At 69.3% G+C, this 12,986-nt stretch carries 13 protein-coding genes; 8 read left to right on the top strand and 5 right to left on the bottom strand.

Annotated elements, in window-relative coordinates; all coding sequences use genetic code 11:
• Nucleotides 1-107: 107 nt before the first annotated feature.
• Entirely contained in the window at nucleotides 108-986 is an 879-nt protein-coding gene (locus tag EJK15_RS09225; protein ID WP_138709948.1) for a hypothetical protein, read from the top strand.
• Nucleotides 949-1,302 carry a hypothetical protein gene (locus EJK15_RS09230; RefSeq protein WP_138709949.1) on the top strand — a complete coding sequence of 118 codons (354 nt, stop codon included), beginning with the start codon at nucleotides 949-951 and terminating at the stop codon, nucleotides 1,300-1,302. Before EJK15_RS09225 ends, EJK15_RS09230 begins: the two co-directional genes overlap by 38 nt.
• A gap of 83 nt (nucleotides 1,303-1,385) precedes the next feature.
• Here the strand turns inward: EJK15_RS09230 and EJK15_RS09235 are convergent, their stop codons facing one another.
• The gene (locus EJK15_RS09235; RefSeq protein WP_240776856.1) at nucleotides 1,386-2,429 is read right to left on the bottom strand and encodes a PP2C family protein-serine/threonine phosphatase; all 1,044 of its coding nucleotides are present in this window, start codon (nucleotides 2,427-2,429) and stop codon (nucleotides 1,386-1,388) included.
• A gap of 310 nt (nucleotides 2,430-2,739) precedes the next feature.
• Between EJK15_RS09235 and EJK15_RS09240 the strand changes: the two genes are divergently transcribed.
• From EJK15_RS09240 to EJK15_RS09250, 3 genes are all read left to right on the top strand, one after another.
• Nucleotides 2,740-3,966: a glycosyltransferase family 87 protein gene (locus EJK15_RS09240; protein ID WP_138709950.1), complete on the top strand. Its 1,227-nt coding sequence runs from the start codon at nucleotides 2,740-2,742 to the stop codon at nucleotides 3,964-3,966.
• 190 nt (nucleotides 3,967-4,156) lie between these two features.
• On the top strand, nucleotides 4,157-4,771 hold the full coding sequence (locus EJK15_RS09245; protein WP_171074197.1) for a Na+/H+ antiporter NhaA: 615 nt from the start codon (nucleotides 4,157-4,159) through the stop codon (nucleotides 4,769-4,771).
• 269 nt (nucleotides 4,772-5,040) lie between these two features.
• Nucleotides 5,041-5,190, top strand: coding sequence for a DivIVA domain-containing protein (locus EJK15_RS09250; RefSeq protein WP_138709951.1), 150 nt, complete (start codon nucleotides 5,041-5,043; stop codon nucleotides 5,188-5,190).
• Nucleotides 5,191-5,397: 207 nt separating this feature from the next.
• Here the strand turns inward: EJK15_RS09250 and EJK15_RS09255 are convergent, their stop codons facing one another.
• From EJK15_RS09255 to EJK15_RS09270, 4 genes are read right to left on the bottom strand one after another with little or no spacing between them, the layout of a single operon-like run.
• Complete coding sequence (locus tag EJK15_RS09255; protein WP_206060742.1) at nucleotides 5,398-6,576, bottom strand: cytochrome P450 family protein; 1,179 nt, start codon at nucleotides 6,574-6,576, stop codon at nucleotides 5,398-5,400.
• A 2-nt stretch (nucleotides 6,577-6,578) separates the two neighbouring features.
• Nucleotides 6,579-8,156, bottom strand: coding sequence for a CocE/NonD family hydrolase (locus EJK15_RS09260; protein WP_138709952.1), 1,578 nt, complete (start codon nucleotides 8,154-8,156; stop codon nucleotides 6,579-6,581).
• Nucleotides 8,153-9,412, bottom strand: a complete 1,260-nt coding sequence (locus tag EJK15_RS09265) for a glycosyltransferase (protein WP_138709953.1) — start codon at nucleotides 9,410-9,412, stop codon at nucleotides 8,153-8,155. The genes EJK15_RS09260 and EJK15_RS09265 overlap by 4 nt, the downstream gene beginning before the upstream one ends.
• On the bottom strand, nucleotides 9,409-10,035 hold the full coding sequence (locus tag EJK15_RS09270; protein ID WP_138709954.1) for a TetR/AcrR family transcriptional regulator: 627 nt from the start codon (nucleotides 10,033-10,035) through the stop codon (nucleotides 9,409-9,411). The genes EJK15_RS09265 and EJK15_RS09270 overlap by 4 nt, the downstream gene beginning before the upstream one ends.
• Nucleotides 10,036-10,204: 169 nt before the next feature.
• Between EJK15_RS09270 and EJK15_RS09275 the strand changes: the two genes are divergently transcribed.
• The 3 genes from EJK15_RS09275 to EJK15_RS09285 are packed head-to-tail and all read left to right on the top strand — an operon-like array spanning nucleotide 10,205 to nucleotide 12,890.
• A complete protein-coding gene (locus EJK15_RS09275) occupies nucleotides 10,205-11,098 on the top strand; it encodes an ABC transporter ATP-binding protein (RefSeq protein WP_138709955.1) in 894 nt (297 codons plus the stop codon).
• The gene (locus tag EJK15_RS09280; RefSeq protein WP_206060743.1) at nucleotides 11,095-12,687 is read left to right on the top strand and encodes an ABC transporter permease; all 1,593 of its coding nucleotides are present in this window, start codon (nucleotides 11,095-11,097) and stop codon (nucleotides 12,685-12,687) included. Before EJK15_RS09275 ends, EJK15_RS09280 begins: the two co-directional genes overlap by 4 nt.
• Before the next feature lie 2 nt (nucleotides 12,688-12,689).
• Entirely contained in the window at nucleotides 12,690-12,890 is a 201-nt protein-coding gene (locus EJK15_RS09285) for a hypothetical protein (RefSeq protein WP_171074198.1), read from the top strand.
• The last annotated feature ends 96 nt before the right edge of the window (nucleotides 12,891-12,986 follow it).

Below are 12,986 nucleotides of genomic sequence, written 5' to 3' on the forward strand. Positions count from 1 at the left end.
CTGCGCCGACGCGGCGGACGACCTGTCCGGCCGATAGCCGTTACCGCGCCAAGTGCCGTTGCTCTCCTGACCTAGCCAAGCGCACATGATGCGGGTTATGCATCGGCTTGGCTACGGCGGCCACCATCCTGCCGTTCATCTCAGCCATGCCCGCCGCCGAGGAGGTCCCCGAGCCGGAGAGCGGTGTTCAACAGATCGGCCCGGGCCAGTATTTCCCGGACACCAGCACCTTCGAGGTAGGCGAGACGGACGTGTCGGTCGGCGCCATCGGCCGCCGGCACCGCGTGGTGGCTGCCACGGACGGCGGCCTGGCCCGTCCGCAAGCCGTCAGTCGCCCTGACCTGGCGGTGTACGGCCTCGGCTGGGAGGCCGAGTTCCTCGGTGGGGCCACCGGCCGCTCGCTGACCGCCCAGGGCGACACGATCACGACCGGCGAGATCGGTCAGCCGGGCTCCATCCGGTACGACCTCAAGAGCAGCGTCACGTTCCCGGGCGGTGGCGGCGTCCGCAAGCTCGAGGCGGCCGATGGTTCCAAGCTCAGCGAGACCACCCGCTGGGACTCGGCGGCCGGTGTGATGCGTACGACGATCACTGAAACGCCCGCCGTGAACTTCGGTCCGGCCGATGACGGCATCGTCTACAACATGGACGAGTTCCTCCTCACCTACACCTGGGTCCGGGTGGACCCCGCCGACCCGGCATCCTGGCGGGTGACGCCGACGAGATCCTCGACGAGGTCGTCGAGCCGTTCCTGGCCGGTGGAGGAAGGCTCGCGCTATCTGCACAATGGTCGCCATGGACGAGAACATCGCGAACGAAGCGTGGTGGAGGCGGCAAGCCGCCGCACAAGGAGAATGGTGGCGGAAACGGGCGGCAGCACAGCAGGAGGAGTCCCTCCGGCAGAACAACCTGATGTACGGCGGCTTGATCGGTATCGGAGTCGTCTTTGTGCAGCCGTTCCTGACCGCGGGAGTCGCTTCCCTTGATCTGTCCGCCCAGATCTGCGTGATCGCCTTCTCCTTGGCCATCCCGCTCTTGTCGGCCCTCATCGTGTTGAACCGGCAGGAAGCCTATCGTCGGCGCATGACGAGTTCCGTTGTCGTGCTGGTGGCGCAGCAGGTTTCGCTCGGGCTCGGGTTCGTCGGGGTGGTCGCCGGTTTCTGGCACATCCTGACGATCGCCGGGATCGCGATCCTGGTTGGCGCGATCTTGGGTGTGGCCGTTCTTTCCGCGGGTTATGTGCGGCTGGAGGAAGAAGACGCCCAAGCCACACCAGGTGCTGAGCAACCACCCCAATGGTAATCCGCTGACGTCCATGGCCCGACTGAGATCGACCGCCGACGATGGCCGTGCAGGATGTTCGACGGTATCGAGGAGGCTTGGCGTCAGGGGGAAGGCTCGTTGCAGCGCAACAGAAGCATGGCGGCATCGTCGTGCAACGGCCCATCGACATACGCCATCAGATCGAGGCGTAGCTTCTCCAGCGCCGCCTCCGGATCGTCGCCCTCCAACAGGAACGAGCGCTCCAGGAGCGGATAGAAGGCGTTATCACGGTCGCGTGCCTCGATCACTCCGTCGGTGTAGAGCAGGATCTGGTCGCCGGGCCGGAAGGGCACCTGGTAAGGCTGTGGCCCCTCCACCTCCAGCCCGGGCAGGCCGAGCGGTGGGGCGTTGTCCTCCGGCTCGGCGAAAATCGCGTCCCCGTCGAAGGGCACGAGCAGCGGTGGCGGATGGCCGTAGTTGAGCAGCGTCAGCCTGCCGTCGGCAGCGGTTTCAGCCAAGATCGCGGTGACGAACTCCTCGCCCGACAGGCGGCGATTCAGCGAACGTTCCAGCCGTTCGCTGACGCCGAGCAGGTCCGCTTCGTCCTGGGCTGCCTCGCGGAAGGCGCCGAGCACCGTGGCCGCCGTCTCTACGGCTTCAAGTCCCTTGCCCTGCACGTCACCAACGATCACACGCACCCCGCCTGGGCCGATGACCACCTCGTACAGGTCGCCGCCGATCCGGGCCTCGGCGTTGGCCGAGGTGTAGGAAACGGCAGCACGCATGTTGCCTGCGCGGCGCGGCACCGGCCGCAGCAGCACCCGCTGAGCCACCTCGGCGACCGAACGTACGCTGGCCAGTTCCCGCTCCCGCCGCTGCCTTCCGAGTGTGACCAACACTCCCGCCACCGTCACACCGGCGATGGAGATGAGATTGAGGTCGCTTTGCCGTGACCCGAGCAGCTCGTCATACAGTCCCAGGAGCAGCGAGAGAACCAGCGCCATGCCTCCGATGAGCACGGTCCGGAGAGCGCCGCCGACCAGGCACGCGAACGCGGGCCCGAGCGCCAAGAGGGAGAGGTAGCCGTATTGCGGCCCGGCCAGAAGATCCACGGCCGTTACGGTGGCCATCATGACGAACGGCCAGGCGGTCGTCAGGGAGTGCACCAGCCGGATTCCTCTCGCGTACTCCCGGCTCCGCACAGGCGCCTCCAGACAGGTCGGCAAAAAGATCTGCCGACCAGACTTCCCGGCGCACCGCGGTCACTGTAACAACCCCGTGCCTCCCGCGGCAGCCCGTTGCCAAGCCACAGGACGGCTACGAGGTCCTCCTTCCTTGATAGGGTGCCTATCCTCGGGTGCCGGGCGGCACTCGCCTTGGTGTGCCGGGAAGTCTGGTCGGCGTGACAGCAGCAGCCCGACTGGAGACGGCACTCATGACTTCCACCCGCTCTCACTCTCATCGGCGTGTTGCCGCATGAATCAACCGGTTCTCACCACGCTGCTGCTATGCGCTGGACTCGCGCTCGCCGCCGCCGCACACCGCTACCGCTGGCGTCCCTCGCTGAGGACGACTCTCCTGGTGGCCATCGGATTCCGGGCAGCGGTGCTGGTCATCGCAGCGCAGGGCACCTGGCAGCCTGTCGACTTCGTGCAGAGCTTCCAGCCCGCGGGAGAAGCGATCCTGCGGCATGAGGACCCGGTGCTGTCCACCGATGGCTCATGGCGCTTCCTGCCGATGATCCCCTACGCCTACGCCGCCACACTGGCGGCCGGGATTCCGTGGGAAATAGGCGGCCGGCTGGTCACCGTGCTGTCCGACCTCGTCCTCGTGCTCCTCGTCGGCAAACTTGCCAGCCCCGAGCAGGAGGCCACGCGGCGCTTTCAATACGCCTGCTCCCCGCTGGCGGTGATGGTCGCAGCCATACATGGCCAGGTCGAACCCGTGTCCCTGATGTTCCTGGTCGGGGCCTACCTTATGGCTCGTGCCGATCGTGGTCTGGCCGCCGGGATCCTGTTCGGATTGGCTCTGTCGGCCAAGAGCTGGCCGATCATCCTGTTGCCGGTGATCCTGCTGATGCTCTCAACCTGGCGTCAGCGTGTAGTCGCAGTACTGGCCGGTGGCGCGGTGCCCCTGCTCTTCTTCGTGACACTGCCCTTGGGCGCCGGAACTCCCCTCTCGCGCCTCCCCGAGGTGGTGGCCATGCTGCGCTGGGTACGCCCCATCGTCGGCGAGTGGGGCTGGACCGCGTGGCTGACCGGCGGCAACTGGTCCTTGGAGCCTGCCTACTCGACGCTCGGCCAGGTCCTCATCTACATCGTCCTGGCCGTGGTGTTCTGGTTTTGGCGCCGCGCCGACCCGATCGATCTCACCACCGCGATGCTGCTGGGCTTCATGGTGGTCACACCCCGGCTGGGGGCGCAGTACCTGCTGTGGTTCGTGCCCCTCCTCATCGCCCGCCCTACCCGCTGGGGGCAGTACGCACTCGCCGCCTGCGCCGCCTGGGCCGGGCTCGGCTACGTCTACCTCACCCAGTTCGATTACACCGGTTGGGCACGTCACCACTCGTGGTGGGCGATGAGCTCGATCTTGGTCATTCCACTGCTCGTCTTGGCGATGCCCTGGAAGCGCAGGATCTCCTTGCCGAGCCGGGCGCAGAACCCGGTACCACTAGAACGAGACCTCGCCAAGTCTGGAACCTGAGCCACGTGTGGGACAGTCGCCCCGCAAGCCGGCTCAGCGACTTAGCCGCTGCCGACAGGGAGTTCACATTTGGTACGACAGCCGACGCTTTGGGACGTTCGGCTAAAGAGCGGCGATACGGGTAGGGCGGTGATCGGTGTGCCGGGAAGCCTGGTCGGCTGGACTTGCCCCGACCCTTCCTGGAGTTGCTGTGACGCACGCACCATCTCGTGGCTTTCGCCTGTTCAGCCCCAGCTCGTGGGCCGAGGCGCGGCGCATCGTCGACGTCCTGCGCGCCGAGACGGTCGGCGGCATGCTGCTCCTCGCCGGAGCGCTGTTCGGCATGCTGTGGGCGAACTCACCCTGGTCATCAACCTACGGGTCTCTGCGTGGCCTGGAGATCGGGCCCGCCGCCCTGCACCTGGATCTGAACCTGGCCACTTGGGCGGCGGACGGGTTGCTGGCCATCTTCTTCTTCGTGGCCGGTCTCGAGCTCAAGCGCGAGTTCGTCGCCGGAGATCTGCGCGATCCCCGCCGTGCGGCCATCCCGATCGCGGCCGCAGTCGCCGGAGTGCTCGTGCCCGCCGCGCTCTACCTGCTTATCACCAGCGCCGCCGAGACGGATGCAGCCCGCGGATGGGCGGTGCCCACCGCCACCGATATCGCGTTCGCCCTGGCCATGCTCGCGGTCATCGGCCGCCACCTGCCCGCGGCGCTGCGCACGTTCCTGCTCACTCTGGCCGTCGTCGACGACCTGCGCAATAACGCCCATCGCCGCATGGAACAGGCCGAGCCCGCCTTCGTGGAAGACGAGCGGAATGCCTAGTGGACGATCACGAAAGTCTGGCCCGATCATGCGGCCTTGTGGCGGAGACGGCTCCAGCGGTATCGGCGTTACGCCAGCGTAGGAAGGCCCGCACCTCACGGGCGCACGACGTGGTTAGCATGGGTCAAGCCTGCCGTCACGAGGGTGCGCAGCCGAACGAACTGCGGCTCGATGGGGTTGCCCCCCGAGACGTCGGTCGGCGTGGCGCACATCTACACCTTCGATGTGATCTATTGAGGAGTACGCCGACACGTGGCAGCCTCGGCCCCATGGATGAATCCGTGGAACAGGGGCGGGGCGAGTTCTTCGACGAGCCGCCGCACAGATATGAGTTCGACGTGGTGCTTCGCGGCTATCATCGCCGACAGGTCCGCGATGCACTACTCGACTGCATCCGGCGGTTGCAGTCGCCAGCCTGAGGTTGCAATGCGTTCAGGTTACGGCGGCATAGTCGGCTCGAAGGCACCCGTCGCGGTCATTCAACCCCGGACGTGATGCCGCGTCCCGTTCTTGAAGAGGCGACGCACTGAACAGCCCGGATGCTCCGCGGAGTCAACCTCGGTCTGCGTCGCGGTCGACTGGTGGGCCGCCCTCCGGGCAATCCCGCAGAACGCTGCAGCCGAGCCCTACTGCGACTCACCTCTGCTGGATGTGCGCACAGGAAGGGCAGTCAACGCCCGTTTGATGCCGGGCTGCCAGCCGACCTCGGCGGCAGGTATGGCCAGCGCAAGGTTCGGGAACCTGTTGAGGAGGCTGGTGAGGGCGACCTGGGTCTCGGCTCGGGCCAGCGCGGCGCCCAGGCAGTAGTGGATGCCGTGGCCGAAGCCGAGGTGGGCGTTGTCAGGGCGGTGGAGATCGAGCAGGTCGCCTTGGTGGAAGCGGCGCGGGTCACGGTTGGCCGCCGCGTACACCACCTGCACCGCCTCGCCTGCCGGGATCGTCAGGCCGCCGATCTCTACGGGTTCCAGGGTGTAGCGCATGACGGCGATCTCGGCGGGTCCGCTGTAGCGCAGGAACTCCTCCACCGCGTCGCCGACGTCGCCGAGGTCGACAGAGCCAGTGAGCAGCAGCCAGACGCTCTGGCTAATGAGGCTGACAGTGGTCTCATGTCCCGCGAGCAGGATGCTGATGGACATCGAGATCAGCTCCTCGTCGCTGAGCCGGTCACCGTCGGCCTCCTGCACTCCGATCAGACCCGATAGCAGGTCGTCACTCGATGCGGTGCGCTTGGCGGCGATCAGCTCCGCCATGTAGCCGACCAATCCCCTCGCTCCGGACGCGACCCGATCCAGGTCGCCGGCACCCAGATCGGCGGCCCAGATGCGCCAGGTGTCCCGGTCCTCGGTGGGCACTCCGAGCAACTCGCAGATGACCTGGATCGGCAGCGGATAGGCGAACCGCTCGATCAGATCGAACTCTTCCGGCAGGCCGACCAGCAGCTCGTCGGCGATCTGCTGGATGCGCGGGCGCAACCGCTCCACCCTGCGGGCGGTGAACTCGCGCGACACCAGCCTGCGCAGCCGCGTGTGGTCCGGCGGGTCGTACGCGCCCAGCGTGCGCATCAGGTACGGCGCCACGTCCTCGGGGAGCCCGGCGACCGCCGCCAGGTCGATCTTGGCCTGTTTGGTGACGTCGCTGCTGAAACGAGGATCCGTCAGGACCGTGACACTTTCGGGATAGCCGGTGATCAGCCAGATGGGCGTGCCATCCATGTAGGTGGCACGGCTGACCGGCCCGTCCTTGGCCAGGCCGGTCAGGAACGCGTCCCGGTCGGAAGCGGTAAGCAAGCCGATGATGTTGCTCATAGTCACTCCAAGATGGGGAGCACGACGGCTGAGGGCCGTACAGGGTCGTGGTGGAGCAGACGCGTGCCGGCGGCGGGGTTGCGGTCCCAACGCGGGAACGCGCCTGCGGTGATCTGCACGCGAATGCGGTGCCCGCGTCTGATCCGGTACGCGGTCGGCCAGAGCTCGACCTCGGCGCATGCGGGTACGGGGGCGAACCGCTGGAGCCCGTCGGTCACGTACGTGGCCTTGCCGGACGGTGCCACATCGCAGATTCGCACGTAGAAGTCGGCGCTCGCGGCGTCGGACGAGACGTGCAGTATCGCCCGAGGGACGCCGATGGCATCGAGATCGGCGGCCAGCGGCTCGCTGGTGTAGGTGAGCACGTCGGTGCGGTCGCGTAAAACCCGGTCGCCGTGTGCCCGTTTGATGCCCATGAGCCGCGGGGGCAGTTCGGGATCGGGGGTAGGGTTCGCCGGGTCGTAGGCGAGGCGATCAGGCTGGGACTCTGGCGGGCCGGCGGTGGCGAGCCCGCCGCCGGGCTGCAGATGCCATGGCCGCGGCTGGACTTCGGGCGGTGGATAGCTGTCGAGGTCGAGCCACTCGCCGGCGCCGTCGAGGTGGATGCGGACAGGTTTGTCGCGCAGCCCGGTCCGGTCGCCGAGCAGCTGCGCACGAAGCCACAGGAGTCCTTCGCGGACGCTCGTGAGTGATGCCTGAGTGTCCCAGTGATGCCACGGACCGATCGTCAGGTACGGCTTCCGCCCCGCGCGATGCAGTTCCTGGTAGTCGCGGATGAGGGCGGGCAGCATGAAGTCGCGCCAGCCGCCGACCAGGTGGTTCGGCGCGGTCACGGCCGCTACTCTGCCGCTGTGGTCGCTGCGCGTCCACCAGGGGTCGTCGGCCTGCCCATGGTCGAGCCATTCTCGCCAGTGCGGCGCCACCGCGCCCAGCGCGATCTCGTCGGCCTCGGCGAGCGGGAGGTGCCGTGCCGCCGCCGTGCGCCGGCGGGTGCCGCTCACCAGTGCGTACAGGTATGACAGCAGCGGGCGTTCCTGGTGGTGAACCACATATGCCCAGCCCAGGAAGATCTCCAGCGAGAGTGCGTCGCCTGGATAGATCATGCTCCGGAAGTCAGAGCTGGTCAGCTGGGTGGACATGGCCTGGAGCGTCGGCCCGGCCGCGTCGGCGATGGCCCACTGGGTGAAGCCGAGGTAGCTGGCGCCGGTGGTGCCGAGTACGCCGTTGAACCACGGCTGCTGCTTCAGCCATGCCAGCACGGCCAGCCCGTCGTCGCGTTCGCTGGCGAACGGGTCGAGGGTGCCGCCCGATCCACAGGTTCCCCGGCCGCTGACGATCAGCACGTGGAAGCCCCGCTCGGCGATCAGCTTGGCAACGAAGGAGCCTTTCGTGCGGTCGGTGTAGACCGAGCGGATCATGACCGTGGGCCGCTCGCCGAGCCCCTGCGGAGCGTAGTGATCGGCCAACAGGATCACGCCGTCGGGCATGGTGATCGGCAGGTCTCTGTCGACCGTGACGGTGCGGGTCTCGGCGGGCGGGAGTTTGGCCTGGCGGGCCAGGATGCGGCCGGCGATGCTCATAGCACGGACTCCAGGATCTTGATGGCGCGGCCGACACCGTTCTCGGCGCGGATGCGGTGGCCCAGGTCTTCGGCGGCACGCGCCATGGCCGGGCCGTTGGCCTGGCGGATGGCGGCGGCGAGCCCGTCCGGGGTGAGGCGGCGCTGCGGCTGCGGCGGCGGGGCGACGCCGGTCGCGTGCATGCGCGCCGCCCAGAAGGGCTGATCGGCGACGAACGGGCAAACCACCTGTGGCCGTCCGGCGGCCAGCGCGGCGCCCGTGGTACCGCTGCCGCCGTGGTGGATGATCGCGGCCATGCGCGGGAACAGCCAGTCGTGTGGCGCCTGGTCGAGCTGAAAGACGGTGTCAGGCAGGTCGCTCACCTGCAGGCCGCCCCATCCGGAGGCGAGCACCGCCCGCACGCCGGCCCGCCGTACGGCCTCGGCCACGATGCGGCCGACCCGCGCGGGGTCGGTGCCCGCCATGCTGCCGAACCCGATGTACACCGGTGCGTCCCCGGCCTCCAGGAAGGCGGCCAAGTCAGCGGAGGGACGCCAGTCGGACGGGGCGGGCAGGTACCAGAAGCCGGTGGTGTGCACCCAGTCCGGGTAGTCCAGGTGGTTCGGGAGCACGTGCCGGCTGAAGCCCTGCAGCACGGTGGCCGGACCGCCGTCCGGGCGACGGAGGATGTCGTGGCGCCCGCGCCGCCGTGGCAGGCCCAGCCGCCGCTTGCGCAGATCGTCGGCGATGCCGCCGAAGGAGCGCAGCATCAGCTTGATCGGCAGGTAGGAGGCGCGGTTGAGCGCCTTGGGCAGCGGCAGCGGCAGCATCGGGTTGCGGAAGGCGGCGGTCGGCACCCACACCGGCTGCAGCGCGGCGGGGACCGCGGGCACGCCCAGCCGCTCGGCGAAGTGCTGGGCCGGGATGCCTGGCGCGTGCACCACCAGGTCGGCCCCCGCCTCGGCCACGGTCGCCATGTCCTCGAATACTTTCGCCATGAGCGGTTTGCTGCGGCGCATCACCTGCAGGGCGACTCGCTTGCCGCGCAGGCCGCGGTAGTTGGTCTCGATGGCCTGGCGGATGTCGGGGTCGTCGATGAGCGTGTTCGGCCCGTCGTGCAGCGGCGCGAAGTCGATCCCGTACGGGTGCGCGAGAGAGGCCATCGCCGCCGGTGCGCCCAGCACCACCTGATGCCCGGCCCGCCGCAGCGCCAGGGCCAGCCCCGCGTACGGCTGGACGTCGCCGCGGGTCCCGTGTGTGAGGATGAGCACCCTCATCGCGACCGCCGTTCCTTCTTCACCGCGTCCCAGGCCGTCAGTGCACGGTCGTCGGCGAACACGCCATGCGTGAAGATCTCGATCGCCGCCCTGGAGTACTGCAACGTGGCGTCCGTCTCGTGCAGGTCGCCCACACCCAGCACCCTGGATAGGTGCTCGCCGAAGGCCAGCGGCGCGAGCAGCCACGTCACGTAGATCGCCGCGCGGGCCCGCGGATCCTCGCTGGCACGCACCCGCCCTTCACCGACGCCCTGCTCCAGCCACCGCTCGCTGGCCTCGACGATCTCGTCGAACAGGGCGGCCGCGTCCGGGGTGCCGTCGAGGAAGGCGCGGGCCAGGTAGCGGCGCACCGGCGTGCCGGCCTCCAGCACCGCGCCCAGCCCTGCCGTGTCCTCCAGATCCACCTCGGGGCCACCGCGCACCAGCGACATCACGTAGTCGTCGCACTCCTTGCGCAGCCCCTCCTTGGTGCCGAAATGGTGCAGCACCAGGGCATGCGACACCCCGGCGCGGGCGGCGACCGCCCGCAACGTCACGCGGTTGACGCCCTCGGCGCCGAACAGCTCCAACGCGGCGTTCCTGATCCTGGCGCGCGCCGTTAGGTCGTCATTGTCTGACCGCATGGTCAGCACTTTAACCAAATGGTCAATCGCTTGGCAAGGACCGGGATCGTCAGGAATTCGCCAAGAGACCTCTGGCCGAGCCGAGCCCGCGCTGTTACCGTCGATCGTGGAGCGCCGGGAAGCCTGGTCGGCAAACGTCATATCGGACCGGCATCAGAGAGGCGCCCCCATGGCGAGCAGCCCTGCCGTCTTCATCAGTGGCCTGACCAAGCGCTACGGCAAAGTCCGCGCCCTTGACGCGCTCGACCTCACCGTCCACGTCGGCGAGGTGCACGGCTTCCTCGGCCCGAACGGCTCGGGCAAGACCACCACGCTGCGCATCCTGCTCGGCCTGCTGCGGGCCGACTCCGGCCACGCCGAGCTGCTCGGCGGGAACCCCTGGCGGGACGCGGTCGAGCTGCACCGGCGGCTGGCGTACGTGCCCGGCGACGTCGTGCTGTGGCCGACGCTGTCCGGCGGGGAGGCCATCGACCTGCTCGGACGGCTGCGTGGCGGCCTCGATCGGCGGCGCAAGGCGGCCCTGCTCGAACGCTTCGACCTCGACCCCACCCGCAAGGGCCGTGCCTACTCCAAGGGAAATCGCCAGAAGGTGGCCCTGATCGCCGCTCTGTCCTCGAACGTCGAACTGTTGCTCCTCGACGAGCCGACCTCGGGCCTGGACCCGCTGATGGAGGCGGCCTTCCGCGAGACCATCCGGGAAGAGCGGAACAACGGCCGCACGGTGCTGCTGTCCAGCCACATCCTGTCCGAGGTCGAGGCCCTGTGCGACCAGGTCACCATCATCCGCGACGGGCAGGCGGTCGAGACCGGCACGCTGGCCCAGCTTCGCCACCTCACCCGCACCTCGATCACCGCCGAGCTCGACCACATCCCCGACGAGCTGACCGTGCTGGCGGGCGTGCACGACCTGGCCGTCAACGACTCCCGGGTCCGTTTCCAGGTGGACGCCGAGCATCTCCCGAGCGCACTGCGCCTGCTCACCGACTCTGGCGTCCGCGAGCTGACGTGCCAGCCCGCCACCCTGGAGGAGCTGTTCCTGCGGCACTACCAGGTCGCGGCGTGACCGGCACGCTGACGCTGGTGCGGCTCGCGCTGCGCCGCGACCGCGTCCTGCTGCCCGTCTGGATCGTCGTCATCACCGGCGTCATGGCCGCCAGCGCCTCGGCCATCGCCGAGCTCTACCCGCAGGCCGCCCAGCGCATCGCCCTCGGCGTCACCATCGGCTCCGCCCCCGCGCTGCAAGCGCTCACCGGGCCTGTCTTCGACGCGACGTCGATCGGCGGGCTCACCGCCTGGCGCACCACCACCATGGCCTCGGTGCTGGCAGCTTTGATGAGCATCTTCGTGGTGATCCGGCACACCCGCGCAGAAGAGGAGACCGGCCGGGCGGAGCTGGTCGGCGCCTGCGCGGTCGGCCGCCACGCGACCCTGACCTCGGCGGTGCTCGTCGCCGGCGGCGCGAACCTGCTCATCGTGCTCCTCCTCACGCTCGCCCTGGCCGGGCAGGGCCTGCCGGCAACGGGCGCACTGGCGTTCGGCCTGGCCGTGGGCGGCGTCGGCTGGACGTTCACCGGCGTCGCCGTGCTGGCCGCGCAGCTCACCGAGCACGCCCGCACCGCCAACGGCATCGCCGCCGCGACCCTCGGCCTGGCCTTCCTCCTGCGCGCGCTCGGCGACGCCGCGAAGGTGGAAACGCTCGCCTGGCTGTCGCCGCTGGGCTGGGCGCAGCGCATGCGGGCGTTCGCCGGCGAGCGCTGGTGGGTGGCCGCCCTGTTCGCCGTCACCGGCTTGGTGCTGGTGGCAGGGGCGGCGCTGCTGACCAGGCGGCGCGACCTCGGCGCCGGACTGGTGCCGGCCCGCCTGGGCCCGCCGGACGCCGCCGCCTCTCTCAGGAGCCCGCTGGCGCTGGCCTGGCGGCTGCAGCGCGGCGGCCTGCTCAGCTGGACGATCGGCTTCGCCGTGGTGGGCGCGATGTTCGGCGCGCTCGCGCACAGCGTCGGCGACATCGTGCGCGACAACCCGCAACTGGCCGAACTGTTGGCACAGTTGGGCGGCGGCGCCACTGCGCTGATCGACACGTTCCTGGCCGCCCAGATGGGCCTGCTGAGCATGGTCGCCGGCGGTTACGCCGTCCAGGCCACACTGCGGCTGCAGGGCGAGGAATCTGCGATCCGGGCCGAACCCGTCCTCGCCACCTCCGTGGCCCGCCGACGCTGGACGGCAAGCCACCTGACCGTCGCGTTGGGCGGCAGCGCACTGATTCTCGCCGCAGGCGGACTGACAGCCGGGCTCGCCCACGGACTCCGGGTCGGCGAGCCGGCCCGCCAGGCCGTCCGGCTGCTGGGCGCGGCGCTGGTCCAGGTACCCGCCACGTGGACGCTGGCCGGGATCGCGATGCTGCTGTTCGGGCTGCTGCCCCGGCTGACCGCGCTCGCCTGGGCCGCGCTGGTGACCTTCGCCCTGCTCGGACAGCTCGGCGAACTGCTCCAACTCGACGACTGGATCATCGGCCTGTCCCCCTTCGCGCACACCCCGCAGTCCCTGGGCCAGCCGGTAGATGTGAGCCCGCTGCTGTGGCTGGGCGCGGTCACCGCGGCGCTCTCGCTGGCCGGCATCGCCGCCTTTCAGCGGCGTGATCTGCGAGGAGACTGACCGTGCCGCTCCTGATCACCCTCAGCGCGCTGGGGCTGGCCGTACTGGCCTTCGCCGCGGACCACCTGATCCTCGGCTCCGGCCGACTGGCCGAACGGCTCGGGCTGGAGCCGATCGTGGTGGGCGTGATCGTCATCGGGTTTGGCACCAGCGCACCCGAGCTGGTCGTGGCCGCCACGGCGGGGCTCCAGGGGGCAGGCTGAGCTGGCCGCGGGCAGCCTGGTCGGCTCGAACATCATCAACCTGACTCTGATGCTTGCTCATGGCGCTGCTGCTGGTGTAGCACTCCGACGACAACT

Source organism: Nonomuraea basaltis (genome assembly GCF_005893125.1).
In the GTDB taxonomy this organism is placed as follows: domain Bacteria; phylum Actinomycetota; class Actinomycetes; order Streptosporangiales; family Streptosporangiaceae; genus Nonomuraea; species Nonomuraea basaltis.